Source organism: Pantoea sp. CTOTU50773 (assembly GCF_032082325.1).
GTDB classification, from domain to species: domain Bacteria; phylum Pseudomonadota; class Gammaproteobacteria; order Enterobacterales; family Enterobacteriaceae; genus Pantoea; species Pantoea communis.
In genome coordinates this window covers 1-22,616 of sequence record NZ_DAMDQC010000068.1, presented here as the reverse complement: position 1 = coordinate 22,616, position 22,616 = coordinate 1, and the positions used below count along the sequence as shown (strand labels likewise).

At 55.5% G+C, this 22,616-nt stretch carries 30 protein-coding genes; 8 read left to right on the top strand and 22 right to left on the bottom strand.

Annotated elements, in window-relative coordinates; genetic code table 11:
* The 6 genes from RT340_RS12605 to flgB form a co-directional block, all read right to left on the bottom strand.
* Positions 1-291, bottom strand: a 291-nt coding sequence (locus tag RT340_RS12605; protein WP_313376300.1) for a flagellar hook-basal body complex protein, incomplete at its 3' end; no start/stop codon positions are given.
* Between the two features lie 21 nt (positions 292-312).
* Positions 313-1,050, bottom strand: a complete 738-nt coding sequence (locus RT340_RS12600; RefSeq protein ID WP_211729355.1) for a flagellar basal body rod protein FlgF — start codon at positions 1,048-1,050, stop codon at positions 313-315.
* 11 nt (positions 1,051-1,061) lie between these two features.
* On the bottom strand, positions 1,062-2,267 hold the full coding sequence (flgE, locus tag RT340_RS12595) for a flagellar hook protein FlgE (RefSeq protein ID WP_211729354.1): 1,206 nt from the start codon (positions 2,265-2,267) through the stop codon (positions 1,062-1,064).
* Positions 2,268-2,294: 27 nt separating this feature from the next.
* Positions 2,295-2,975 (bottom strand): flagellar hook assembly protein FlgD, encoded by a 681-nt coding sequence (locus tag RT340_RS12590; RefSeq protein WP_283216446.1) that lies wholly within the window; start codon positions 2,973-2,975, stop codon positions 2,295-2,297.
* A 12-nt stretch (positions 2,976-2,987) separates the two neighbouring features.
* Positions 2,988-3,392, bottom strand: coding sequence for a flagellar basal body rod protein FlgC (gene flgC / locus RT340_RS12585; protein WP_097118258.1), 405 nt, complete (start codon positions 3,390-3,392; stop codon positions 2,988-2,990).
* Between the two features lie 4 nt (positions 3,393-3,396).
* Positions 3,397-3,810: a flagellar basal body rod protein FlgB gene (gene flgB, locus RT340_RS12580; protein WP_097118257.1), complete on the bottom strand. Its 414-nt coding sequence runs from the start codon at positions 3,808-3,810 to the stop codon at positions 3,397-3,399.
* A gap of 213 nt (positions 3,811-4,023) precedes the next feature.
* Between flgB and flgA the strand changes: the two genes are divergently transcribed.
* From flgA to RT340_RS12565, 3 genes are all read left to right on the top strand, one after another.
* A complete protein-coding gene (gene flgA, locus RT340_RS12575; RefSeq protein WP_313376293.1) occupies positions 4,024-4,713 on the top strand; it encodes a flagellar basal body P-ring formation chaperone FlgA in 690 nt (229 codons plus the stop codon).
* A 62-nt stretch (positions 4,714-4,775) separates the two neighbouring features.
* Positions 4,776-5,054 carry a flagellar biosynthesis anti-sigma factor FlgM gene (flgM, locus tag RT340_RS12570; RefSeq protein WP_097118255.1) on the top strand — a complete coding sequence of 93 codons (279 nt, stop codon included), beginning with the start codon at positions 4,776-4,778 and terminating at the stop codon, positions 5,052-5,054.
* Positions 5,055-5,066: 12 nt separating this feature from the next.
* The gene (locus tag RT340_RS12565; RefSeq protein WP_097118254.1) at positions 5,067-5,510 is read left to right on the top strand and encodes a flagella synthesis protein FlgN; all 444 of its coding nucleotides are present in this window, start codon (positions 5,067-5,069) and stop codon (positions 5,508-5,510) included.
* A 35-nt stretch (positions 5,511-5,545) separates the two neighbouring features.
* On the opposite strand, the gene RT340_RS12560 is transcribed toward RT340_RS12565, so the two are convergent.
* Genes RT340_RS12560 through fliD form a run of 3 tightly spaced genes read right to left on the bottom strand, consistent with a single transcriptional unit; the run spans position 5,546 to position 7,752 of the window.
* Complete coding sequence (locus RT340_RS12560) at positions 5,546-5,845, bottom strand: flagellar protein FliT (RefSeq protein WP_313376289.1); 300 nt, start codon at positions 5,843-5,845, stop codon at positions 5,546-5,548.
* A complete protein-coding gene (gene fliS, locus RT340_RS12555) occupies positions 5,835-6,236 on the bottom strand; it encodes a flagellar export chaperone FliS (RefSeq protein WP_034826350.1) in 402 nt (133 codons plus the stop codon). The genes RT340_RS12560 and fliS overlap by 11 nt, the downstream gene beginning before the upstream one ends.
* A 10-nt stretch (positions 6,237-6,246) precedes the next feature.
* Positions 6,247-7,752 (bottom strand): flagellar filament capping protein FliD, encoded by a 1,506-nt coding sequence (gene fliD / locus RT340_RS12550; RefSeq protein WP_211729349.1) that lies wholly within the window; start codon positions 7,750-7,752, stop codon positions 6,247-6,249.
* Positions 7,753-8,019: 267 nt separating this feature from the next.
* Here fliD and RT340_RS12545 point away from each other — a divergent pair, with 267 nt between their 5' ends.
* From RT340_RS12545 to RT340_RS12535, 3 genes are all read left to right on the top strand, one after another.
* Positions 8,020-9,459 carry a flagellin gene (locus tag RT340_RS12545; RefSeq protein ID WP_097118251.1) on the top strand — a complete coding sequence of 480 codons (1,440 nt, stop codon included), beginning with the start codon at positions 8,020-8,022 and terminating at the stop codon, positions 9,457-9,459.
* 358 nt (positions 9,460-9,817) lie between these two features.
* Positions 9,818-10,582 carry a transcriptional regulator gene (locus tag RT340_RS12540; protein WP_097118250.1) on the top strand — a complete coding sequence of 255 codons (765 nt, stop codon included), beginning with the start codon at positions 9,818-9,820 and terminating at the stop codon, positions 10,580-10,582.
* Complete coding sequence (locus tag RT340_RS12535) at positions 10,548-11,072, top strand: hypothetical protein (RefSeq protein ID WP_097118249.1); 525 nt, start codon at positions 10,548-10,550, stop codon at positions 11,070-11,072. Before RT340_RS12540 ends, RT340_RS12535 begins: the two co-directional genes overlap by 35 nt.
* A gap of 9 nt (positions 11,073-11,081) precedes the next feature.
* Here RT340_RS12535 and fliR read toward each other — a convergent pair whose 3' ends face one another.
* The 13 genes from fliR to fliF all read right to left on the bottom strand — a co-directional run bounded on the left by fliR (position 11,082) and on the right by fliF (position 21,459).
* The gene (fliR, locus tag RT340_RS12530; protein WP_097118248.1) at positions 11,082-11,861 is read right to left on the bottom strand and encodes a flagellar biosynthetic protein FliR; all 780 of its coding nucleotides are present in this window, start codon (positions 11,859-11,861) and stop codon (positions 11,082-11,084) included.
* Positions 11,861-12,130, bottom strand: coding sequence for a flagellar biosynthesis protein FliQ (gene fliQ / locus RT340_RS12525; protein ID WP_097118247.1), 270 nt, complete (start codon positions 12,128-12,130; stop codon positions 11,861-11,863). The genes fliR and fliQ overlap by 1 nt, the downstream gene beginning before the upstream one ends.
* Positions 12,131-12,140: 10 nt before the next feature.
* A complete protein-coding gene (gene fliP, locus RT340_RS12520) occupies positions 12,141-12,872 on the bottom strand; it encodes a flagellar type III secretion system pore protein FliP (protein WP_211729347.1) in 732 nt (243 codons plus the stop codon).
* On the bottom strand, positions 12,869-13,159 hold the full coding sequence (fliO, locus tag RT340_RS12515; RefSeq protein ID WP_211729346.1) for a flagellar biosynthetic protein FliO: 291 nt from the start codon (positions 13,157-13,159) through the stop codon (positions 12,869-12,871). The genes fliP and fliO overlap by 4 nt, the downstream gene beginning before the upstream one ends.
* The gene (gene fliN / locus RT340_RS12510; protein WP_097118244.1) at positions 13,159-13,527 is read right to left on the bottom strand and encodes a flagellar motor switch protein FliN; all 369 of its coding nucleotides are present in this window, start codon (positions 13,525-13,527) and stop codon (positions 13,159-13,161) included. Before fliN ends, fliO begins: the two co-directional genes overlap by 1 nt.
* Positions 13,517-14,527 (bottom strand): flagellar motor switch protein FliM, encoded by a 1,011-nt coding sequence (gene fliM / locus RT340_RS12505; RefSeq protein ID WP_097118243.1) that lies wholly within the window; start codon positions 14,525-14,527, stop codon positions 13,517-13,519. Before fliM ends, fliN begins: the two co-directional genes overlap by 11 nt.
* Before the next feature lie 5 nt (positions 14,528-14,532).
* Positions 14,533-15,021 carry a flagellar basal body-associated FliL family protein gene (locus RT340_RS12500; RefSeq protein WP_211729345.1) on the bottom strand — a complete coding sequence of 163 codons (489 nt, stop codon included), beginning with the start codon at positions 15,019-15,021 and terminating at the stop codon, positions 14,533-14,535.
* Positions 15,022-15,144: 123 nt separating this feature from the next.
* On the bottom strand, positions 15,145-16,338 hold the full coding sequence (locus tag RT340_RS12495) for a flagellar hook-length control protein FliK (RefSeq protein ID WP_313376278.1): 1,194 nt from the start codon (positions 16,336-16,338) through the stop codon (positions 15,145-15,147).
* Positions 16,335-16,766: a flagellar export protein FliJ gene (fliJ, locus tag RT340_RS12490; protein ID WP_176505761.1), complete on the bottom strand. Its 432-nt coding sequence runs from the start codon at positions 16,764-16,766 to the stop codon at positions 16,335-16,337. The genes RT340_RS12495 and fliJ overlap by 4 nt, the downstream gene beginning before the upstream one ends.
* 20 nt (positions 16,767-16,786) lie before the next feature.
* On the bottom strand, positions 16,787-18,151 hold the full coding sequence (gene fliI, locus RT340_RS12485; protein WP_160833935.1) for a flagellar protein export ATPase FliI: 1,365 nt from the start codon (positions 18,149-18,151) through the stop codon (positions 16,787-16,789).
* On the bottom strand, positions 18,148-18,840 hold the full coding sequence (locus tag RT340_RS12480; RefSeq protein ID WP_160833934.1) for a flagellar assembly protein FliH: 693 nt from the start codon (positions 18,838-18,840) through the stop codon (positions 18,148-18,150). Before RT340_RS12480 ends, fliI begins: the two co-directional genes overlap by 4 nt.
* The gene (gene fliG / locus RT340_RS12475) at positions 18,827-19,813 is read right to left on the bottom strand and encodes a flagellar motor switch protein FliG (RefSeq protein ID WP_097118238.1); all 987 of its coding nucleotides are present in this window, start codon (positions 19,811-19,813) and stop codon (positions 18,827-18,829) included. Before fliG ends, RT340_RS12480 begins: the two co-directional genes overlap by 14 nt.
* On the bottom strand, positions 19,810-21,459 hold the full coding sequence (gene fliF / locus RT340_RS12470; RefSeq protein WP_097118237.1) for a flagellar basal-body MS-ring/collar protein FliF: 1,650 nt from the start codon (positions 21,457-21,459) through the stop codon (positions 19,810-19,812). The genes fliG and fliF overlap by 4 nt, the downstream gene beginning before the upstream one ends.
* A 181-nt stretch (positions 21,460-21,640) precedes the next feature.
* Here fliF and fliE point away from each other — a divergent pair, with 181 nt between their 5' ends.
* Both fliE and RT340_RS12460 read left to right on the top strand, forming a co-directional pair.
* The gene (gene fliE / locus RT340_RS12465) at positions 21,641-21,952 is read left to right on the top strand and encodes a flagellar hook-basal body complex protein FliE (RefSeq protein ID WP_097118236.1); all 312 of its coding nucleotides are present in this window, start codon (positions 21,641-21,643) and stop codon (positions 21,950-21,952) included.
* Between the two features lie 12 nt (positions 21,953-21,964).
* Positions 21,965-22,465, top strand: coding sequence for a CheR family methyltransferase (locus tag RT340_RS12460; RefSeq protein ID WP_313376271.1), 501 nt, complete (start codon positions 21,965-21,967; stop codon positions 22,463-22,465).
* Positions 22,466-22,616: the final 151 nt, after the last annotated feature.

The window sequence follows — 22,616 nt, the reverse complement described above, 5'->3', positions numbered from 1 at the left end:
AATAGCGACATCGGTTTCATTGCCGGTTTCGTTATAGCCACCCTGGGTGTGGATCCTCTGCGTCGAAACCGGGCGCACGCCGGTGCCCAACTGCAAACCGCTGGGCAGCGTGCTCTGTTCCGAGGCCTGCGCACCCGGCTGACGCAAGGTTTGATACAGCAGATCCTGGAACACCGCGCGCTGGCGCTTGAAGCCGTTGGTGTTAACGTTGGCGAGGTTGTTGGAAATGACATCCATATTGGTCTGCTGCGCTTCCAGACCGGTTTTTGCAATCCATAACGATCGGATCATTGAGATCTCCCTGGCAGGCGCTTAGCCCACGCTTAATAACTGATTGGCTTTCTGCGCGTTTTCATCGGCGCTGCGGATCACTTTCATGTTCATGTCGAAACCGCGCGAGTTAGCGATCATCTCGGCCATGGTGTGCACCGGGCTGACATTACTGCCCTCCAGCGCTTCCGGGCTGAGACGCAGCGTCTCATCCTGCGCCAGCGCATTCCCCGTTGCGGCGCGGAACAGGCCGTCATCGCCATGCCGCAACTCGCTCATCTGGGCACTGACCAGCTTGATGCGACCGACCGGCACCACCGCGGTGGCATCATTGCCAGCACCCAGCGCGGAAATCGTGCCATCGGCGGCCACGGTGACGTGCGATTGCGGCGGCACCGTTAGCGCCGCGCCATCGCCCATCAGCGGCCTGCCGTTGACCCGCAAGCCCCCTTCGTTATCAACCTCGATGTTGCCGTTGCGGGTGTAACCTTCGCTGCCATCTTCTAACGCCACGCTAAGCCAGGCGTTTTGCGGCAGCGCCACGTCGAGACTGCGTCCGGTGTGGGTAATCGGCCCCATGCTGCTGTCATGCATCGGGGTCGAAGCCGCCACCAGCGCACGCGTGGGCAGACTGTCGCCGTTGACTGGCACGGCGCGAAAGGCCGCCAGCTGGGCGCGAAAGCCAGCAGTGGAACTGTTAGCCAGATTGTTGGAGGTCACGGCCTGGCGGTTTAACGCCGCCTCCGCGGCCGTCATGGCGGTATAAATGGCGCGATCCATCGTCGATGTCCTTAACGCAGGTTAGCCAGCGTTTGCAGCAGTTCGGATTGGGTTTTGATGGTCTGGGAATTGGACTGGTAGTTGCGTTGATAGATGATCATGTTGACCATCTCTTGCCCCATATCAACGTTTGAGCCCTCCAGCGAACTGCCTTTAAAACTGCCAAAGCTGCCGCTTCCGGCAATGCCAAGGAAAGGTTGACCGGAGCCGGGGGATTCCGCCCAGGCATTACCGCCCTGAGGCGACAGACCACCGCTGTTGGGGAAATCAGCCAGCACAATCTGCGCAACGGTCTGTTTTTTGCCGTTGCTGTAGGTGACCACGATCTCGCCGTTATCGCCGATGACAAAGTTTTGATATTTGCCCGGTGCCTGGCCATCGATCTCATTGAGTTTGATGCTGCTGTCACCGCTGTATTTGGTGATAGCAGAGAGATCCAGATTGATATCCAGCGGCTGCGATCCGTTCAGCGACAGACCTTTGATGTTGATGTTGGCATCCGGCATGTCGATCTGGCCGCTGGAGTTGAATTTCAGCTCCAGTTCGCTGTAACCGGCGGGATCGGGCGCAGTTTCATCGCGCGCATAGGCCTTCCATTCCCCCTCCGCAGTCTGCACAAAGTAGAGTTTGATAGTGTGCTTATTGCCGAGGCTGTCAGTGGCTTCAATCTGGCTGCTGTAGTTATAGGTCTTTTGGTCTTCGTGATTAAACGGGTCGGTGATGACGTTATCGTCGTCTGCTTTCAGGTTGCCGTTCAGTGAGCCTTTGGACGAGGCATCCGGCGGCATATCGTCAGTGGGAATGCGGATTTTCCCCACCGGCGCGCCGGGTTCAATGGTCGGCGGCGTACCGGTCGCCTGAAAGCCAGTGAGGAACAGGCCATTGCTCTTGTTGTAGATATTGCCGTCAGCATCACTGTCGAACTGACCGTTGCGCCCGTAAAACACGCCGCCAGCCTCGTTCTCCATGCGGAAAAACCCGCGCCCACTCAGCGCCATGTCCAGCTTGCCGCCGGTGAAGTTGATCCCGCCGTCAGCGAAGTTCTGGTTGACGTTGGAGACCTGTACGCCCAATCCCACCGAGCCCGAGAAAATATCGGAGAAGGTGATCGAGCCGCTTTTGAAGCCGCTGGTTTGCGAGTTGGCAATGTTGTTACCCACGACATCGAGGGCTTTGGAGGCGGCATTGAGGCCGCTAAGACCTTGTGAAAAGCTCATAATGATTCCCAGAGAGTAAGTGAGGCACTATTTTTGGATTACCACCACATCGCCGATACGGATGGGATCGTGGTCGAGCAGATGCAGCACCGCGCCGTCCGGCGTGATGGTGACGCCCTGCACTTGTTCCTGAATCAACCCGGAGATTTTTGGCGGCTCGCCGTCAGGGTTTTTCGCGTCAAAGCTCAGGGTGTATTCCCGATCCTGCGGCGGGCCGGGTTCCGGCTGGAAGTTTTGTAAATCGTCGAGGGTGAAGGTCTTCACGCCCGCCTTCACGTTCTTCAGCTGTGCGGTGTAGCTGTTGCCTTCAGCATCGGTGAACGTGACGGTGACCGTTTCGGCTTCACCCCCCAGCAGGAAGCTAAAGGTGTCGTTCGCCCCTTCGCCCTCCTCTTCGCTACCGCCAAATGTTACTTTCGGGTCGCCCTCAATCAGAATGCTGCGACCGACCCATGCGGCGGTACCCATGCCGCCCAGTTGCGCCATCAGCGCCTGTACATCCGCCACTGAGCTATTGAGCTTTTCGACGCCCGCCGCCGTAGAGAACTGCGCCAGCTGCGAGGTGAGCTGGTTGTTGTCCATCGGATTGGTGGGATCCTGGTTTTGCATCTGCGCCACCAGCAGTTTCAGAAAGCTGGCGCTAAGATCGCCTGCACTGCTGCCCGATCCGTCGCCGCTGCCATTGTTGTTATTGACCTGAGGTATCACGGTTGCACTTCCTTATTGGCCGAGAGTGAGCGTTTTCTGCATCAGCGCTTTGGCGGAGTTCATCACTTCGACGTTGGCCTGATAGCTGCGTGAGGCCGAGAGCGTGTTGACCATCTCGTGCACCACATTGACGTTGGGCATGCGCACATAGCCCTGCGGATCTGCAAGCGGATGGCCCGGCTGATACTCCAGACGTTCGGGTGCACTGCTCTCCACCACCTCACTGACCCTGACGCCGCCGATCTCACTGCCCGGCGCGGCATCAACACGAAACAACACCTGGCGGGCGCGATAAGGCTGCTGATCGGGACCCGCCACACTGTCGGCATTGGCCATATTGCTGGCGCTAACGTTGAGCCGCTGCGATTGCGCCGCCATTGCCGAACCGGCAATATCAAATACGCTAAATAACGCCATTTATTTACCCCTGACTCAGCACGGTCATCATTTTCTTTATATCCGCCCCAAGAAAAGTGAGGCTGGATTGGTATTTCAGGGCGTTATCTGCAAAATTAACGCGCTCGCGATCCATATCGACGCTATTACCATCGGCACTGGGCTGATCGGGAATGCGATATAACAGGCTATCGTCATTGAAATTTGTCGATTTCGCCGCGATATGACGGTCTGCGGTTAATGACAAAGACACCGCTGATTTACCAGCAGCAGGAGATGCCATGACACTTTTTAATTGCTGAGAGAAATCGATATCCCTTGCCAGGTAGCCCGGCGTATCCGCATTGGCAATATTGGCCGCCAGCACGTCCTGACGGCGAGAGAGTATATTGAGCGCATGCTGTTGAAAGCGAAACGCCTCATCGAGTTTAGTGTTCATAATAAGGGAGATCCTGCCTCTCGTTATCCAAACATCAGCAGTCTAATCAGGAATAATGAAATATCACACTGTGAAGAGTGCACAGAAATAGGGGTTATTAGTCTGTTAAATACATACCCGGTTAATTACCTTCATAAACGAGACTATTTAGCTCGTTTGAATATTCATTATTCCATTTATCATAACGGGGATGACGATATAAAAGGCATCCTGATGAGACATGATGTTTTACGCCCGATCATTTTATTTCTCGTAGCCCTTTCCGCGCCGGCGCAAGCCAGCACTGCGGCTGAGCAGCGCTTGCAGCCTAAGCTGGATGCGTTATTAAAACTCCCCGATAACCAGGGTGAGATTGTACGCAGCGCAACGCTGCTGGCGACGTCAGAACAGCTGGCAGCCCTGTGTGATGCGCCCGTATTGAGTCTGGCGGGTAAAGATTCGCGTCTGACCGGTAGGCGAACGCTGGTCGCACGCTGCGGTGCGCGTAAGCACTTTTTAGCCATCCGTATTCACGCTCAGGGACGCTGGTGGGCAGCACGAACGTCTTTGCCTGCCGGACATGTGCTGCAAGCGGGCGATATCGTGGCGCAGCGTGGCGATCTGGCCGGGCAACCTGCGGGTTTGATCTTTCAGCAGCGCGATATCCTCGGCCAGCGCCTGATACGTGACGTTGAAGCGGGCAAGCCGCTGTTATCTCAGCAATTGCGCCAGCCGAGGTTATTGCGTGCCGGTCAGACGGTGGAGGTAATCACACTCGGCGAGGGATTTCGTGTGCGCAGTCAGGGCAAGGCGCTGCATCATGCGGCGGAAAACGACACGTTGCGAGTGCAGATGCGCAATGGACAGACGCTAAGCGGGCTTGTCAGCGCCGGCGGTTTAGTCATTATCCCGCTAACACAATAATTTTAGATTTTTCAGCGATCCCCGATGTAAAGGCAATACAACCTATTGCTTTCGAGGATCCCATGATTGACCGAACCCAACCTGTTTCGCCCATTGCGGGCACGCATGAGCTACCTGCCCGCTCCACACCACAATCACTCCGCGCCCGCCCGGATGCGGAGCGTCAAAGCACCGTGAGCCTGAGCAGTGTGATGAAACAACTCCAGACGGACGATAGCCGCGATGTGAATGTCGCACGCGTTGTCGAATTGCGCACCGCACTGGAAGCCGGTGATTTGCCGATTGCCGCAGAAGAGATCGCGCGCGGCATGGTGCACTCCCTTATCTCGCCACAACAGTGAGGTGTTTAAGTGATGGAGACACTGCATACAACACTGCTTCAGATGAAAAGCGCGCTGGAGGAGCTGGATGCCATTATGGTAGCCGAGGCGAATCAGCTTGATCGCCCCCAGATTAACCCTGTGGCGCTGCAGGTGCTCACTGACAGCAAGAGTCAGTTACTTGCGACCTTGCAGCATCACGATGAGATGCGGATCCAGCAGGAGACACGCTTAGCCATTGCCGCGCCCTATCCGCATCGCGTGCAGTTGTTTGTGTGCTGGCAGCAAATCACCGAGCGCGTCCGTCGCAGTAAGGCTTTGAATAGTGAGGTGGAGGCGCGTTTGCAACATCATCTGGAGAAAACCCAGCGGGTACAGAAGGTGGTGGATCAGGTGGGGCATCATCATACGCTATACGGGTCTGGCGGGGAGTCTGGCCCAGCTGTGGTGGGTAGGAAATACGATATCAGTGTTTAGGGGGCTGGGTGCGGGCTCGCGCCAGCGCCCATGTCCTACGACACCGCATAAGCACGAGCAGAGTGACGGGATTTACGCAGCGCGGCGATCTCACTTTGCAGCATTGCCAGACGAGCCGGAATGCACTGCATCAACTGCGCAGCCTCCGCCAGTAACTGCGCTAAACACACTGCATCCGCCTGACTGAAATCACACGCACACAGCGCTTTCATCCGCTGCATATATTCCACAATCTCCTCGCTGAATGCCTCCCACCCTTCCTGTTGCGCCAGTGCAATCAGCCGCTGGTTCAGTGCCAGCAAGGCTTGAATCTGCTCTTTCACATCACTGAGCATATTTCACCTGCGGATCAATGGCTTTCCAGGTATCGGACATCTCCACCATTAACGTAATCAGTTGCGGCAACGACTCAGCCGATTGATTGACACTCGCCAACAGCAAATTGCGCGACACATACTCATACAACCGCTCCAGATCGGCGGCGATCTGCCCGCCCACCTGATGATCAAGCCCGGCACGCAAACCGTTATCAATGATGTTAATCGCACGTGAGATCATCTCACCTCGCCGGGCAACATTGCCGGTTTGAAAATAGATCTCAGCGCGGCGCATGGCATTGATCGCGCCTTCGAACAACAGCGCGATCAGCTGGTGCGGTGTTGCGCCGCTTACCTGGCTCTCTAATGAAACCGCAGAATAGGCGCGGTTACCGGTTTGACCGTACATCGCCCGTTCCTCAGCCTAATCCTGCCAGCGCACCCTGCAACTGATTGCTCATTGCCTGCATATCCGTCATCGCTTTATCCAGACGCATAAACTCTTTCTGCTGGCGCTTCAGGCTCTCTTCGATGCGCTGTTCCATGCGCTCGATCTGCTTCGCAACCCGCGCTTCTTGATCTTTAAGCCCTTTAACAGTCGAAGCGATGGTGCCTTCCGTTTTGGGGATCGACTCGTTATCGCCCAGATAACTTTTGAACACCACGCCCATCTGGCCCTTGATGCCCTGCGCACCGTCTTTACCAAGGAACAGCGCTTCCACCTCTTTCGGGTGCTCTTTCAACGCGGCATCCAGCTTTTTACTGTCGATACTCAGCGTGCCCAGCGTCGCGGTGCGATCTTCGCCGGGCTTTAACTCCTCGAACTTCACGGTGATACCGATACTGGCTAGCGAGTGATACAACTCGCTCGACTCACCATAGTTGCCGCCGGCAGCCGATTTCATCTGGCTGTTCAGACGGCGTAAGGTGCCATCGCTGAACAGTGGGCCATTTTGCTTGTTCTGCTCATCGGAATTTTTTTCCGGTGGCTTATAGGTGCTGGCGCTGGCGGAAGTACTGAGGAAGCTGTTGTAATTATTGATGAACTCCTCAATCAGGCTTTTCACCTTTGAAGTATCCGCCGTCACTGACAGCGTTTCAGGCTTAAACTGACCGGGATCGTCCGGATCTTTTTCCGAGACTTCACGCAGCTCAAAAGTAATGCCTTCAATCGCATCGCTGATGGTGTTTGAACTGCGCTCCACCGTGATGCCATCGATTTTCATCAGTGCATTTTGCGCAGCGCTGATCTGCTTCATGCGCGTTGGATCGTAACCCGGATCTCCCGGCACATTGGCGGCTTTGGGATCGTAGTTGAGTACACCGGCCAGCTGGCTATCTCCGCTGACTTCCATCTTGATTTGGCCGTCACTGCCGGTTTTTTTCGAGGTCACCACCAGCTGAAACTTGCCGCCTTCGGCAGGCATCACTGAGGCGCTGACATCGCCATTCTGCGCATTGATCTTCTTCGCCACTTGCGCCAGCGAGGTTTCATCATCTTTCAGCTCCACCGACAGCGGTTTACCGTTGCCCAGCGTGATGGTCAGAGTGCGCGTTGCCGAGCCATCCCCCAGCTGTGCGCTGTTACTGTCCTGCTCCGGCGAGCCAATTTTGTGTGCTTTTGCCAATTTTTCGACAATCACTGAATAGCTGTCGGGAATTGCGCCTTTTCCGGCGGTGGCTTTAAAAGCTTTGTTATCGCCAATGCTGACACCGTTAAAACCTTCATCCTGCAGCTTATCCAGATTCGATTTTAACGAGGCCAGTGAATTAGAGATTTTTCCCCATGACGAAACCTGACCGTTAAATTTATTCTGCTTATTTAAATAGGGATTCAGCTTCTTGCTCTCCCCATTTTTTATCTGCTCCATCAGTGCGGGGATATCTAAACCGGATCCGCCCAATCCTGAAATAGGTGTCGTCATTTTTAAATTCCTTAATTCATCGAGGGTATCAACTCTTCCCATCGGTGCCGGCAGGATTTCGCTTAATAATTTACACAATGATTTTCATCCATCGTCTTAAGTCTCGATATAGCGACAAACCTGTCGTGATTTTTTGCCTTTGCATGAAAAAACAAAAAATTATTTCAGCACCTGATGGCTGCCCCGATGAATAAGGTATGCGTCACCTCTCACGCATATTCCCGCTGCCACGCTTAAGCAGCATTCACTGGAAAAAGGATATCGATTATGGCCCAGGTCATTAATACCAACGCACTGAGTCTGATGGCTCAAAACAACCTGAACAAATCACAGAACTCACTGGGAACAGCGATTGAGCGCCTCTCTTCGGGCCTGCGTATTAACAGCGCTAAAGATGATGCCGCCGGTATGGCCATCTCTAACCGCTTCACCTCATCTGTGCGCGGTTTAACGCAGGCAACGCGCAATGCCAATGACGGCATTTCACTGGCGCAAACCACTGAAGGCGCGCTGGAAGAAGTGAACGAAAACCTGCAGCGTATTCGTGAACTGACGGTGCAGGCGAAGAACGGCACCAACTCCAAAGAAGACCGCGAGTCGATCAAAAAGGAGATTACCGCACGTCTGGATGAGATTGGCCGTATCGCCGAATCCACCAACTTCAACGGCGTGAAAATGCTGGATGGATCGCAGGAAAAACTGTCGATTCAGATCGGTGATAAAGATGGCCAGACCATTGATATTAAGCTGCCAAAAATGGCGCTGGGTTCGCTGGGTCTGGATACCTTTGCTAAAGACTTTGAGAAAATCATCGACAGTCTGCCGATGGATTCGAAGTTTACTGCTGCAGGGACGGCTCGGGCTGATGGTGATACGTTCACAGTACCAGGTATGACCGAGCAGTTTGAACTGACCACCGCTGAACTTGGCAAGATCGCCACTGCAATTGGTGGTGCTGCTGCCACCACTGAAGTTTTCACCGTCGATGACGGCAAAGGCAATATGCGCTTCTTTGCGGCAGACTCTGCCATCCCGGGTAGCCAGGTCGAGTTAAACATCGCATTTACCGATGGCACGCCGGGTAACCCTACAACCATCGATACCGTGTCAGTGAAAGAGAAAATCTCCGACCTCGACATCGATATCCTGCGCAATGGCCCAAGCGATCTGAAGAACCTGAAAAGTCAGGGCATCGGCGCGCAAATCGGTAGCAAACTGATTGATGAAGCCACGCTGAATCAGATGTCCAATGACATCTTCGGAGCCGACATGGCGGATACCGAGATGCAGATCTTCAAAGCCGACAACGGCAATTACTTCGCCATCAACAAAGACGGTGAAGTGAAATCCTTTACCTGGGATGATGCCGCAGGCGGCGCTACCGCGGTAGCTGATGCCAGTGCGCGTGATACTCATGAAGTGCAGAAGGTCGCTAACCATCTGCTGGAACGTCTCGATAGCGCCATGACCGACGTCAACAGCTTCCGCTCGGATCTGGGTGCGATTCAAAACCGCTTTGGCTCGATCATTGCCAACCTCAACTCTACCGTCATCAACACCAGCGAAGCGCGTTCGCGTATTCAGGATGCGGACTTCTCGGTAGAAGTCTCCGCCATGAGCCGCGCCAACATCCTGCAGCAAGCGGGTGTTTCAGTGCTGTCGCAGGCAAATCAGGTGCCTCAGAACGTGCTGAGCCTGCTGCGTTAATTAGTGCCTCTCCTTAATTGCATTCAGCGTGCAATTTTCGCCCTCCCCGTGGAGGGCTTTTTTGCTTCTGCCCGCAATTTTCTGATGAAAAATACTAATCATTTTTACCCGAACAACTAACGTGAAACGGCCATTAGCCTTGTTAATAATCGATAAAAAATAACTCTAAAAATCTTACGGGTTAGATCAAATAAATAACCTTAATGATTAAGAGGATTTTGGGTGGCTTTCGGGAAAATAAACGCGGGAGAGCGCTGAAAATCTGGCACTCTTTAGCCGCAAAAAATGGGTTCGGTTAGCACAAAAATAACATTAACAACCGACTCGCTCTTTACCCTAATTGATAGACGACTTCTCTATGCCTAACACAATCTTGCTTGGTCAGGCGGCCAGATTAGATCGACGTACGCGCATCCTGAGCCGGACGCTGGATGATATGTCCGTGACGCTGCCCGCCAGCGCCGCGCGCTGCCTGTATGCACTCGCGGAGGCGCAAGGCGAAGTGCTGACGCATGAACAGCTGATGGAGATTGGCTGGCGTCGTGCCGGTTATGCCGCCACCGATAACAGCGTGCGCGTGATGATCAATAAACTGCGCCGTGCATTGATGTCGCTGGAACTTGAGCAGCAGATTAGCCTGCTGGCCGTCACGCGCAGCGGTTACCGCTTGATCATCAATACGCCGCCAGCCGTCGAGCAACCCGCCGCACTGACAATGCCCCTTTCGCTACCGGCACGGAGCCCGCTGAATGGGCGGCGAGTAGCAGGCGTCACCGTCGCTGGCATCACTGCCGGGTGTCTGGTGGCTTTACTGGTACAACACTTTTTTCTGCTTACGCCAAAACCGATTGATTTTGTCAGCTGGCAGGGACCGTCCATCCCTGCTGGCAGCAGCGTCTGGGTGCCGAAAGGACATCACACGCAGCACGCCTTAATTGAAACCACGTTACGCACTTATCGCCGTTATGTACTGGAGACGAACCCGGATAAACCTGCGGCCAGCGTGCTGTACGTCACCCTCAGTTCAGCCAACAATCCGCAACATCAGGGTGTGATTGCGTGCCAACACCCCTTTGAGGAAGCGAACAATGCATGCGAGTCGTTCTATTTTCGCGTCAATTAAATCCCCGCAGCTCTGGCTGTTTATCGGTTGCTTTGTGCTGGCGTTTTCTGCCGTGATCGGTCGCTGGCTGACCACCACCACACAGCAGTCCCAGTGCCTGTTTCCGCTGGCATTTTATGACATCAAAAGTGAGCGTGAATGGGTGCTGACGCAGGGGATTTACCGCAGTTATCGCGATGGCTTCAGCCAGGGCCATTTAAGCTATCTCGGCACGCTTTCGCGTTTTGAGGATGGACAACTGACGGCACCGATCACTCCGATTCATCGTGCAGTGTGGTTTAACGGTGAGTTCAACCACAACCTGCTTAAAATCACCGTCACACAACACAGTCGTGGCCTGGGTGACAAAAGCCGCGATGAGGACGTGCAAAAGTATGTCTTCCCGCATTTGCAGGCAGGCGATGTCAGCGTGATTGCCATGTATCTGTTCAATGGCCGCGTGCTGGCCTCCGGTACAGAGAGCGTGGCGCGTAATGTCTGCATCAGGTAGCCAGATTATTTAGCGTAGCGTGGCTAACAGCTGTTCAAGGTGAGTAAACATGCGCGCGGTGAGGTGGGTAAAAAAGGGGGGCAAGGTATCGCCCATCAGGAACAGCGCCAGCATGCCCGCCCCTAACGTCAGGGGAAAACCCACCACGAAGATCGAGAGCTGCGGGGTTAAACGGTTCAACAACCCCAGCGTCATATTGATACAGAGCAACAGCGTGATGATTGGCAATCCCAGCATCAATCCCTGGCTGAAGATCAACCCGCCCTGCATCACCAGATAACGTAGGCCACCCGCGTGTAACGGTTCGGCATCCACCGGCAGGCTGGTAAAGCTCTCTGCCAGCAGCGCCAGCAGCCAAAGATGACCATTGATACTGAGAAACAGCAGCATCGCCAGCAGGTTGAGCAGACGTGATATCACCGGCGTGTTGCCGCTATTAGGGTCAAAAAAGGTGGCGAACGAAAGTCCCATCTGCATGCCAATGATCTCGCCGCACAAACGCACCGCAGCGAAAAGTAGCTGCAGCATCAGACCGAGCGCGGCACCGATCACAACCTGCTTCACCACCAGCCAGGCACCGCGCCACGACATCAACGCCACCTGCGCATCTTCCACGCTGCTGGCAATTAGCAAGGCGATAAGCAGCGCCAGTGCAGCCCGCAGCCGTTTACTGATCGCCTTCTCACTGAAAATCGGCGCGACAAACAGCAGCGCGGCCACACGCACCATAATAAAAAACACGTGGGCAATCTGCGCGGTCAGCAGCTCAAACGGGATGCCAAACGCCATTAGCCGATCGCGAATGAGATGCTGGTGAACACCGTGCGCATGTATTCAATAAAGATTTTCAGCATCCACGGACCCAGTAACACGGCAACGCCGACAATCATCAGGATCTTCGGGATAAAGGTCATGGTCATTTCATTGATTTGAGTGGCGGCCTGCATGATGCTGATCGCCAGCCCGGTGACCAGTGCGGCCAGCAGCAACGGCCCGGCAATCATCAACCCTACCTTTATCGCCTGCATGCCCAGCACCATCACACTTTCAGGTGTCATTCGCGGCTCCTTAGCTGTAGAAACTTTGTGCCAGTGAACCCAGCAGCAGCTGCCAGCCGTCGACCAACACAAACAGCATCAGTTTGAACGGCAGCGCGATGGTGGTGGGTGGCACCATCATCATGCCCAGCGCCATCAGAATACTGGCGACCACTAAATCGATAATTAAAAACGGGATGAATATCGTGAAGCCAATCTGGAAAGCGGTTTTCAATTCACTGGTGACAAAGGCAGGCACCAGAATACTGAGCGGCACTGCATCCGGCCCGCTCATCGGCGGTGCTTTGGCGATACGTGCAAATAGCGCGAGATCCGCTTCACGCGTTTGATCCAGCATAAACGCGCGCAGCGGTTTAACCCCTTCCGCCAACGCTACTTCCATGGTGATGCTGTTGTTTTGCAGCGGCTGCCACGCTTTTTCATAAATCTGGTTCAGCACTGGCGACATCACGTAGAAAGTGAGGAACAGCGCCAGCCCGACCAGCACCTGATTCGGTGGTGCGGTGGGCGTCCCCAGCGCATTGCGCAGTAACCCCAGCACGATCACAATGCGGGTGAAACCCGTCATCATTAGCAAAATGCCGGGAATAAAGGTAAAGCCGCTCAGCAACACCAGCGTCTGCAGCGGCAGCGTCCAGCCATCTTCACCGTTGGGTCGGGCGATGACAATGTCGCTGTTGGCCGCCCCGGCGCTGGCGGCGGTGAAGAGCAGCAGCAACGCCATGACCGCGCGCCCTTTCATCGTCCGTCCTTAGCGTCAGGTTGCGGTGATTGGCTCAGGCAGGTGATTTGATGCGCGGTGACGCCGAGCAACAGCCGCTGCTCACCGATATCCACCAGCACCAGCCGCTCGCGCGCGCCGAGCGAGAGACGCGCCACCACATTAATGGCCGGATGGCTGCGTTGATAACGCTGCAGCCAGCCGCTGCGTTTCGCACTCCATGCCAGCAACAGCATCAGTAATATCACCAATCCCAGCGCACCGAGCAGCGTCATAAGCAGCGAATCATCAGCAGAGTGTGTGATCATTAGCGACTTAGCCGGTGCATACGCTCAGACGGCGTGATGATTTCGGTGATGCGAATACCAAATTTATCCGACACCACCACCACTTCGCCCTGGGCAATCAGATAGCCATTGATCAGGATATCCAGCGGTTCTCCCGCCAGACCATCCAGCGTCACCACTGAACCCTGGCTGAGACGCAGCAGCTCTTTGATGGTCATTTTGGTGCGGCCCAGTTCCACGGTCATTTTCACCGGGATATCCATTATCAGGCTCAAATCGTCAGTGCTTTGCGACGCGCTGCTGGCAGCCTGCTGCTCGCTCATGGCGTCTCCCCAAAGATTGTCGATAGAGGGATCTTCAGCGCCCGTCGAGGTTGGGTTATCGCTCATGGGGATGTGGCTCCTTGCTTATTGATGACAATGCAGGCTGAATTTTTTGTTCAACCTTGAGGGCATATTGGTTATTCACGGCCCCGTAGTGCGCAGTGAATATCGGCACACCGCCGGCGCTGGCGGTGATGCGATCCTGTTTGTCAAAGGTCAGTACATCGCCCTGCTGCATGCGCAGCACCGATGAGAGCCGGGTTTCCATTTGCGCAAAGGTCGCCACCAGCTCCAGCTCGGTTTCGCGCATCTCGCCCGCCAGCATGCCGCGCCAGTGAGCATCTTCACTGCGGGAGTGGCTGAGCGGCGGATTGCTTAACAGTTCGCGTAGCGGTTCGAGGGTGCTAAACGGAATACAGATATTAAATTCGCCACGATGCGAGCCAATCTCGACCGCAAATGGGGTGGTGACCACCACGTCATTGGGTGATGAGGTGATGTTGGTGAATTTCACCTGTATTTCCGAACGAATGTACTCGGTTTTGATGCTGAAAATGGTGCTCCAGGCGAACTCATAGGCTTCGCGCGCCATGCTCACCATGCGGTTAATTACACGCTGCTCGGTGGGGGTGAATTCGCGCCCATCGGCTTTGGTGGGAAAACGCCCATCGCCGCCAAACAGGTTATCCACGGCCATAAACACCAGCCCCGGTGAGAAGGCCATCAGCGAAGTGCCGCGCAACGGATGCAGATGCAGCAGATTCAGGTTGGTGGGCACCGGCAAATTGCGCGCAAACTCGTGGTAGGACTGGATGTGAATATTGCCAGCGGTCACATCCGGGCCACGACGCAGCAGATTAAACAGCCCGATGCGGAACTGACGAGCAAAGCGCTCATTAATGATCTCCAGCGAGTGCAGACGCTCGCGAATCACCCGACGCTGCGTATGCGGATCGTAAGGCCGGATATCACTGGCTTCTGCACTGTCTGAGACCGGGGCGCTGCTATCACTGTCGGCATTCAGCAGGCGATCGATTTCATCCTGAGACAAAAAGCTATCTGACATAGTATTTACCGCAGAATAAATTCATTAATTAACACTTCAGCGGGCGTGATTGCCTGTTGATGTGGCAATGGCTGGCTGAGTGCCGTTTGAATATCGGCAATCAACTGATGCTTTCCTTCATCCGTTGATAACGTTTCAAAAGTTTGCTGGGTGAATAACATAAATAGCCGACTGCGATATTCCGGCATAAATTTCGCTAACGTCGCCGATGACTGTGAGTCAATAAAACTCACCGTAATGCCTAAATACAGCACGCGATCAGCTTCTTCCTCGGTGGGTTTAAGGCTGACGGTGAAAGTATTCAGCGGCACATAGACCGGATCTACTTTTTCTATTACCGGTTCTTTCGGCTCGTCAGTCGAGACGCTCTGTTTTTCCAGCCAAAACCAATAGGCTACACCGCCACCGGTGGTTACCAGGCTGAGTGTGAGAAATATAATAAGGAGTGTTCGCAGGCGGCTACGTTTTGGTTTATCGGTCTTTTCTTCTTCCATAATGAATACACTCAGCGTGAGAGTTAATAGACTCAACAATATTGATGAAGAGCATGATTATAATATTTTCCGATGGAGTGGAATAAGCCAATGTCATTTCACACCTGAGGCTAATTCACCCTTTTATACGAAGGTATTTATTCCATAACTATTTCCCGGTGCTGACGCTATTAACTCTGTGGTGGATTCGTCTTCTCCCGCTCGATGGTCATCTGCATCGTCAGGCGATGGTGGCTGTGAGGATCCGCGCTGGCCATCTGCATTGGCATGTGGGTTTTCACTGCCCACGCTGGCTTGCTCCAGCTGCACGCCGGACTCGGCCATCGCCGCTCGCAGTTGCGGCAATGCCTGCTCAATGGCCTGACGTACGCCAGCATGTTCGCTGACGATATGGATCTGCGCCTGTTCTTGCTGCATGCGCAGGGAAATCTGCAACGAACCTAAGCTCTCCGGATGCAGGCGGATCTCCGCGCTGTGCACGCCCTGACGGCTCAGTAATGCAATCTGCTGGCTGAATTCCTGCTTCCACGCGGGAGATTCAGGTGGATGTTGCAGGGCCACCGTGACCGTTGCCGGCGCGGGCAGCGCTCGCTGTAACGGCATCGGAGTAGGATGATTGGTGGAGAGTCCCAGCTCGGTGATCGCTATGGTGTCAGCTTGCGATGCCAGAATTGGTGTACTTTGTCGCTCGGCGAGTTGGCCGCTGGCTGCCGTGGCAGAAACTTCGGGCTGCGGCACAGGTGACCGGCTGCCTGAACCTGGCTGACTAAAGCGATCGGCGGGCGCGCCGCGCATTTCGGCGAGAAGCGGACTGCGCGTCTTCACGACAGGCTGGCTACTCGCGTTGGCGAGAAGCGCATGGCGCGTGTCCACGGCAGGCAGACTATCTGCATTAGCAACAAGTGCATGGCGCGTATTCGTGACAGACAGGCGATCCGTGTCTGCGAAAAGCATATTGCGCGTGCCAGCGCTAAAGGCTCTGGCGGTAGCATCAGACCCGGCGTCGTCTAATCCGATGGAGTCGGCTGGGGCCGATCCGTGAAGGTTGGCCGTCTGTTGGCTTATCAACTGCTGCAACTGCCAGCGGGGATTGTCGCTGCCAGTGAGTGCAGACGCTGGCGCCCGCCCGGAATTCGACGATGCCGAACTCCGCATGGAAATGGCAGTGGCCAATACCGATAGCAAAGGTTCCTCCATCGCCAGCATGCCATCCTGCTTCTCCAGTAACAGTTCGCTAAAATCCTCGTCAGTCGGCTCGCGGGTTTTCAATACATCGCTGAGTTTGCCGTTAAGCAGTGCCGTGATATCCATCGTCATAACCGGCCACGCTGATGATTGATTCGCTGCGCACACTCATCCATCAGCTTCTGCTCACGACGGCTGGCCGCCTGCGCCTCATCACTCTGCCGCCGCGCCAGCAAGGTTTCAAACGCGTTCAGGCGCTGCTTGTCATTAATCCAGCATTTTTTCGCGCCATCGACGGCACGTTCGCACTGATCGACCTGGTTCTCATGTTGCCTGACCACCTGATTGAGCGACACGATAAACGCCTGATGGTTGACCAGATGCGCCACCGACATACCGCTGCCCGTCATGCCCCGCCGCAGTGACTGCTGATACTCATCTGCATAGGTTTGCAGCTGCTGATGCTGCGCCATGGCGTGCTGCAACGTCTGCTGCACCTGCCCCAGCGTTTGCGTGGAGGCGGTCAGTGTCTCTTCGGCTCTGTCACGTAACATAACCATGGGATTGCGCATGTGCATTGTCACTCCGGGATGTCAGGGAATAATTGAGCCAGCGCCGCCATTGCAGTCGGGTAGTCGCTGCGTTGGTGGATCGCCTGCTGGAGAAAGGCTTCAAGAGCGGGAAAACGATCGATGGCCTGATCGAGTAGCGCATCGCTGCCTGACGCATAGGCACCGACACTGACCAGATCGCGGTTACGCTGGTAGCAGGCCAGCAGCTGCTTAAAGCGCTGCACCTTGCGATATTGCGCTTGCGGGATCAGCTCGGTCATAGCGCGGCTGATTGAGGCTTCAATATCAATCGCCGGATAGTGCCCCGCTTCCGCCAGGCGACGTGACAGCACAATGTGGCCGTCGAGAATCGCGCGTGCCGCATCGGCAATCGGATCCTGGGGATCGTCGCCTTCGGTCAATACGGTATAAAACGCGGTGATCGATCCGCCGCCTGCCATGCCATTGCCCGCGCGCTCCACCAGCGCGGGCAGCCTGGCAAATACCGAAGGTGGATAGCCTTTGGTGGCGGGCGGCTCGCCGATGGCTAACGCCACTTCACGCTGCGCCATGGCATAGCGCGTCAGGGAATCCATGATCAGCAGGACATTCATGCCGCGATCGCGAAAGTCTTCTGCAATGCGCGTGGCATACACCGCACCCTGCATGCGCAGTAGCGGCGATACATCGGCAGGCGCGGCAATTACCACTGCGCGCGAACGCCCGGCTTCACCCAGAATATTTTCAATGAAATCTTTAACTTCGCGGCCGCGTTCGCCAATCAATCCCACCACGATCACCTCGGCGGTGGTAAAACGCGCCATCATGCCAAGCAGAACACTTTTGCCCACACCGGAACCGGCAAACAGGCCCATGCGCTGACCACGCCCCACCGTCAGCAGGCCATTGATCGCTTGCACACCAACGTCCAGCACGCTTTTGATCGGATCGCGATGCAGCGGATTGAGTGAAGCGGTGAACAGGCTCGCCAGCGGTTTGCCCAGTGCAGCACCGCCATCCAGCGGATGGCCCTGCGCATCCAGCACCCGACCCAACAGCTGGGGCCCAACGGGCAACTGTTTATCGCCGCCGCTATCGTGCGCAGGCGCATACACGCGCGCACCAGGCACAATGCCCTCCACCTGCGCCAGCGGCATCAGATACAGCGTGTGGCCGTTGAAACCCACCACTTCCGTGTCGACCACGGTTTTGCCTTGCGGGGTCTGCCGCTCGACGAGACATAGCGCGCCTATCGGCAATATCAGCCCCACAGCTTCCATCACCAGCCCGGTGGCGCGCGTCAGTTTGCCGTATTGGCGAAACCCCGGCACCGCCGCCATGTTGTGCTCAATGGTGTCGAGCGCATCGAGCCACTGCCTGAGTTGCTGGCTCATGGCACAATCTCCTGACGCGCCAGCTGGCACAGCGCCTGCCAGCGCGTTTCCAGGCTGGCATCGAACTCGCTTTCAGCGGAGGTAATGCGACAGCCGCCGGGCGCCAGCTGTGCATCGCTGTGTAGCTGCCAGCCCGTCTCAGTTAACGCCTGCGCCAGTGCCTGCTCAATCACCGCACGATCGTCGGGATGCACGTAGAGCTGGATAGTACCGTGCAGCAGTGCGTCATGCTGAAGTAACTGGCGAATCTGTTGCAGCAGCGCGGGGTGATCGATCTGTGCCTGGCGGCCATACAACTGCTGCACGGCGGTGAGCGCCAACTGCACCAGACGACCGGGGATCACACTGTCGAGATTCTCGCGCGCCAGCCTGAAGTTTTGCAGCCAGCACTCAGCCTGACGCAACAGCGCCTGCTGCTGTGCTGCGGCCTGTTCGATGCCCTGCGCCAGACCCGCTTCATGCCCTTCGCGCCATCCAGCTTCGTAGCCCTGCTGCTGACCCGCCTCTTCACCCTGTTTCATTCCCTGACTGAAACCTTGCTGTTCAGCCTGTTTACGCAGGCGCGCCAGATCCGCCTGCCGCTGGGCCTCTGAGGCCGTGCTATCGATTTCAACCGTGATTTCCGCCGCTTCCTGCAGCAGGTTATCCGGCTGCCAGCGGCGCCATTGTGCGTGATCAGACATAGGCATCGTCGCTGCCTCCAATCACAATCTCACCGGATTCCGCCAGTTTGCGCACAATATTCAGGATGGTTTTCTGCTCGGCCTCAACCTGCGACAAGCGCACCGGGCCACGCGAAGCCAGATCGTCGAGGATCAGCTCCGCCTGGCGGCGCGACATGTTGGCAAGGAACTTGGTGCGCAACGCCTCGTTGGCCCCTTTTAGCGCAATCAACAGAGTTTCATTTTCAATCTCTTGCAGCAGACGTTGAATATGGCGATCTTCCACTTCAATCAGATTCTCAAACAGGAACATCTCATCGATCAGTTTCTGCGCCAGCTCCTGATCAAAATCGCGCACCGCTTCAATCGCAGAAGCCTCCTGCTGAGTTTTCATCAGGTTAAGGATTTCGGCAGCCGGTCGCACGCCGCCCATTTTGCTGCGCTTGAGATTTTGACCATCCAGCAAGGTATTCAGCACTTCGGTCAACTCTTGCAGCGCGGCAGGCTGGACGCCGCCAAAGGTGGCGATGCGCAGCATGATGTCGTTGCGCTCGCGGTCTTCAAACTTGCCCAGCACATCAGCGGCCTGATTGCGCTTGAGGTGCACCAGAATGGTGGCGATGATCTGCGGATGCTCTTCGCAAATCAGATCGTACACCGCCTGCGGCTCCATAAAGTTGAGCGTTTCCATGCCGTTGCTGCCCTGCTGGGTGTCCAGCAGATCTTCCAGCAGCGAACTGGCACGATCTTCGCCCAGCGCCTTCACCAGCACACTGCGTAAGTAGTCATTGGTGTTCAGGCTGAGCGCGGCATATTCACTTGAATCCTGTTCAAACTGCTGCAATACCGCCGCCATTTGCTGATGGCTAAATCCGGCCATGTTGACCATCGCACCGCCGATCTGCTTCACCTCATGCGCATTGAGATGCTTAAACACCTCTGCCGCCAGCTCGTCGCCCAGCGTCAGCATCACCACCGCACTCTTATCTGCCGCATTCATGGCCTGCCCTCCTGGTTCATCCACTGGCGCAGCACCAGCGCAATCACGCGAGGCTCCTGCTCTGCCAGCTCACGCAGTTGCTGAGTGCTAATTTCGGTATGCGCACGCTGCTGAGCACGCTGGCGCACATCGTTCTCTGCCGCATGTTTTTGCGCTGCAGCGGCCTCGTCGCGCGCCTCTTTCTCCAGCTCCATCTGGCGCAGCGTGGTCTGCTGATGGCGTTCCCAGCTCGGTTGCACCAGTTTGCGCCACATGATCCAGGCGATGATCGCCACCACCAGATAGCGAAACAGATTCATTAACAGCGTGTGGAAACTCGCCTGCTGCCACAGCGGCAGCGGAGGCTCATCGACCAGGCCGTTAAACGGCGCATGCATGATATTGATGCTGTCTCCCCGCGTGGCTTGATAGCCAATCGCTTCCTGCACCAGGGTATTCAGGCGGGCCAGCTGCTCATCACTCATCGCACTCACGCTGCCCTCTTCGCCCTGCGGCAGATGGTTAATCACTACCGCCACCGAAAGGCGTTCAATGCGGCCGATGCTGGATTTGCTGTGGATCAGTGTGCGGTCCAGCTCAAAATTGGTGGTCTCGTCGTTGCGATTATTGAAAGGCTGGCCTGCGGGACGCTTGCTGTCGCTGACACCTAATGGCTGGGTAATCGGTGCCGTGGCGGGCGTGGGCGGCTGATGGCTGAGTGCGCCAGGAACACCGCCAGTGCCACTGTTGTTGCCCTGCTCTGCCTGGCTGGCCTGTCGGCTGCGAATCGCCATTTTTTGCGGATCGCTATTCGGCTGATATTGCTCCTGGGTCTGCTCCAGCTGGGTGAAATCGATCTGCGCCGTGACCTGCGCGCGCACGTTGTTTTCACCCACCAGCGGCGCCAGCATACGTTGAATTCGCTGCTGGTAATCAAACTCAATGTCGTTGGTGTATTTCAGCTGTGAGGTTTGCAGACCGCGCATGCCACTCTGCGTCAGCAAATTGCCACGCTGATCCACCAGCGTGACGTTCTCTGCTGCCAGGCCGGTTACCGCACTGGAGATCAGATGCGTTATCGCCACAATCTGGCCTTCATCCAGCGTGCGGCCGTTGATTAGATTGACGCTCACCGAGGCGGTAGGCGCTTTCTGCTCACGCACAAACAGGGACGGTTTGGGCACTGCCAGATGCACGCGCGCCGACTGGATCGGACCCAGATTCTCAATGGTGCGCGACAGCTCCCCCTCCAGCGCACGCTGGAAGTTCACCTGTTCGCTGAACTGGCTGATGCCAAATTTTTCCTGATCCAGCAGCTCAAAGCCGACTGCACCGCCCTTGGGTAAACCCTGCTGCGCCAGCTTCATACGGACTTCATGCACCTGCCCTTCTGGCACCCGGATCGCGCCGCTGGATGCGTCAATGCGATACGGGACGTTCAGCTGGGTGAGCTGCGCCACGATGGCACCGCCGTCTTCATCACTGATATTGCTGAGCAGGATGCTGTAACTCTGCTGATTGGCCCACATCACCAGCGCGATAACCACCGAAAGCGTGGCCGCTGCGGCAATTGCCAGCGCGATTTTCGGGCTGGATCGCAGCGATAACAGCACCGATTTTAATTGTGCGGACGGGTGATGATTTAAATCCTTTAACGTGGCACTCATGCCGCCTTCCTGTAAAAATAGTGATAGGTCATCAGGAATATTCAGAGAATCATTATTCATCGAAAGCGCGATTTATTAATGGGCAATAAGCTCGAAGTTGTGTTGTCTTATTGCATTTTCTGATGAATAGCCTCGAATGCTAATCTGCCAATCTGTATTCTTATTCCAATGGGCGTGAAGCATGTCAGCGAGCTTATTACGAGGCGTACTCGATCAGATTCAATCTCAGGCGCAACAAGTCACAGGCGCGATATCTCCGCGCGATAACACCCCTTCCTTCTCAGATAAGTTATTGCACAGTATCAATGAGATAAATAAAACCCAGCTGGATGCCAAAACCAAAACGCAGCAGTGGATGTCAGGCAGCAGCGATCTCGGCCTTAACGATGTGATGCTGGCGATGCAGAAATCCTCAATTTCATTTAGCTTTGGCATGCAGGCTAAAAATAAAATGATTGCTGCGTATCAGGAAGTGATGAATACGCCGGTATAAGGCTTGATGGCAATGCATGAAAATAACACCACAGCTGCGCGCTTATTACCCGGCTCGCTGTCATTAACCGATATTGAATTAATTCGTCTGGGAAAACTGATTTATCAGCGCGCCGGCATTGTGGTGAATACACAAAAAAAAGAGATGATATTTAACCGTCTCTCACGCCGGGTGCGCGAACTCAAACTGAACACCTTTACCGCTTATGCCGACCTGCTCGAATCCCACCCTGAGCAGCCGGAGTGGCAGATTTTTATCAATGCCATGACCACCAATCTCACGTCGTTTTTCCGGGAAGCGCATCATTTCCCGATTCTGGCGGAACATGCACGCCAGCGTCCGAAAGATTATCGCGTGTGGTGTACCGCCGCCTCGACCGGTGAAGAACCCTGTTCAATCGCCATCACGCTGGATCAGGTTTTGGGCAGCGGATTACGCGTCTGGGCGTCTGATATTGATACCGATGTGCTGGCCAAAGCGCAGGCGGGAATCTATCGCTTTAGCGACTTTTAAATCCTGAATCAGACGCAGCAACGCCTCTATTTTCTGCGCGGCTGTGGTCACAGTCGCGGGTACGGCAAAGTGAAACCCGCGATGTTTGCCTACAGCCATTATCAACAGATCAATCTGCTGGCAGACAGCTGGCCGCTGCCACAGCCCTTTG

Bases quoted from the DNA above. Each gene is read 5' to 3' on its own strand.
- fliP (WP_211729347.1), bottom strand. From the start codon at position 12,872: ATGAAAGGGCGCGCGGTCATGGCGTTGCTGCTGCTCTTCACCGCCGCC.
- RT340_RS12560 (WP_313376289.1), bottom strand. From the start codon at position 5,845: ATGCTCAGTGATGTGAAAGAGCAGATTCAAGCCTTGCTGGCACTGAAC.
- RT340_RS12545 (WP_097118251.1), top strand. From the start codon at position 8,020: ATGGCCCAGGTCATTAATACCAACGCACTGAGTCTGATGGCTCAAAAC.
- RT340_RS12600 (WP_211729355.1), bottom strand. From the start codon at position 1,050: ATGGATCGCGCCATTTATACCGCCATGACGGCCGCGGAGGCGGCGTTA.
- fliG (WP_097118238.1), bottom strand. From the start codon at position 19,813: ATGAATGCGGCAGATAAGAGTGCGGTGGTGATGCTGACGCTGGGCGAC.
- flgC (WP_097118258.1), bottom strand. From the start codon at position 3,392: ATGGCGTTATTTAGCGTATTTGATATTGCCGGTTCGGCAATGGCGGCG.
- flgM (WP_097118255.1), top strand. From the start codon at position 4,776: ATGATTGACCGAACCCAACCTGTTTCGCCCATTGCGGGCACGCATGAG.
- fliE (WP_097118236.1), top strand. From the start codon at position 21,641: ATGTCAGCGAGCTTATTACGAGGCGTACTCGATCAGATTCAATCTCAG.
- fliS (WP_034826350.1), bottom strand. From the start codon at position 6,236: ATGTACGGTCAAACCGGTAACCGCGCCTATTCTGCGGTTTCATTAGAG.
- RT340_RS12480 (WP_160833934.1), bottom strand. From the start codon at position 18,840: ATGCCTATGTCTGATCACGCACAATGGCGCCGCTGGCAGCCGGATAAC.
- fliQ (WP_097118247.1), bottom strand. From the start codon at position 12,130: ATGACACCTGAAAGTGTGATGGTGCTGGGCATGCAGGCGATAAAGGTA.
- fliR (WP_097118248.1), bottom strand. From the start codon at position 11,861: ATGGCGTTTGGCATCCCGTTTGAGCTGCTGACCGCGCAGATTGCCCAC.
- RT340_RS12535 (WP_097118249.1), top strand. From the start codon at position 10,548: ATGCATGCGAGTCGTTCTATTTTCGCGTCAATTAAATCCCCGCAGCTC.
- fliN (WP_097118244.1), bottom strand. From the start codon at position 13,527: ATGAGCGATAACCCAACCTCGACGGGCGCTGAAGATCCCTCTATCGAC.
- fliF (WP_097118237.1), bottom strand. From the start codon at position 21,459: ATGAGTGCCACGTTAAAGGATTTAAATCATCACCCGTCCGCACAATTA.
- fliJ (WP_176505761.1), bottom strand. From the start codon at position 16,766: ATGGTTATGTTACGTGACAGAGCCGAAGAGACACTGACCGCCTCCACG.
- flgB (WP_097118257.1), bottom strand. From the start codon at position 3,810: ATGAACACTAAACTCGATGAGGCGTTTCGCTTTCAACAGCATGCGCTC.
- RT340_RS12500 (WP_211729345.1), bottom strand. From the start codon at position 15,021: ATGGAAGAAGAAAAGACCGATAAACCAAAACGTAGCCGCCTGCGAACA.
- fliD (WP_211729349.1), bottom strand. From the start codon at position 7,752: ATGACGACACCTATTTCAGGATTGGGCGGATCCGGTTTAGATATCCCC.
- RT340_RS12460 (WP_313376271.1), top strand. From the start codon at position 21,965: ATGCATGAAAATAACACCACAGCTGCGCGCTTATTACCCGGCTCGCTG.
- fliO (WP_211729346.1), bottom strand. From the start codon at position 13,159: ATGATCACACACTCTGCTGATGATTCGCTGCTTATGACGCTGCTCGGT.
- flgE (WP_211729354.1), bottom strand. From the start codon at position 2,267: ATGAGCTTTTCACAAGGTCTTAGCGGCCTCAATGCCGCCTCCAAAGCC.
- RT340_RS12540 (WP_097118250.1), top strand. From the start codon at position 9,818: ATGCCTAACACAATCTTGCTTGGTCAGGCGGCCAGATTAGATCGACGT.
- flgA (WP_313376293.1), top strand. From the start codon at position 4,024: ATGAGACATGATGTTTTACGCCCGATCATTTTATTTCTCGTAGCCCTT.
- RT340_RS12495 (WP_313376278.1), bottom strand. From the start codon at position 16,338: ATGACGATGGATATCACGGCACTGCTTAACGGCAAACTCAGCGATGTA.
- RT340_RS12565 (WP_097118254.1), top strand. From the start codon at position 5,067: ATGGAGACACTGCATACAACACTGCTTCAGATGAAAAGCGCGCTGGAG.
- fliI (WP_160833935.1), bottom strand. From the start codon at position 18,151: ATGAGCCAGCAACTCAGGCAGTGGCTCGATGCGCTCGACACCATTGAG.
- fliM (WP_097118243.1), bottom strand. From the start codon at position 14,527: ATGTCAGATAGCTTTTTGTCTCAGGATGAAATCGATCGCCTGCTGAAT.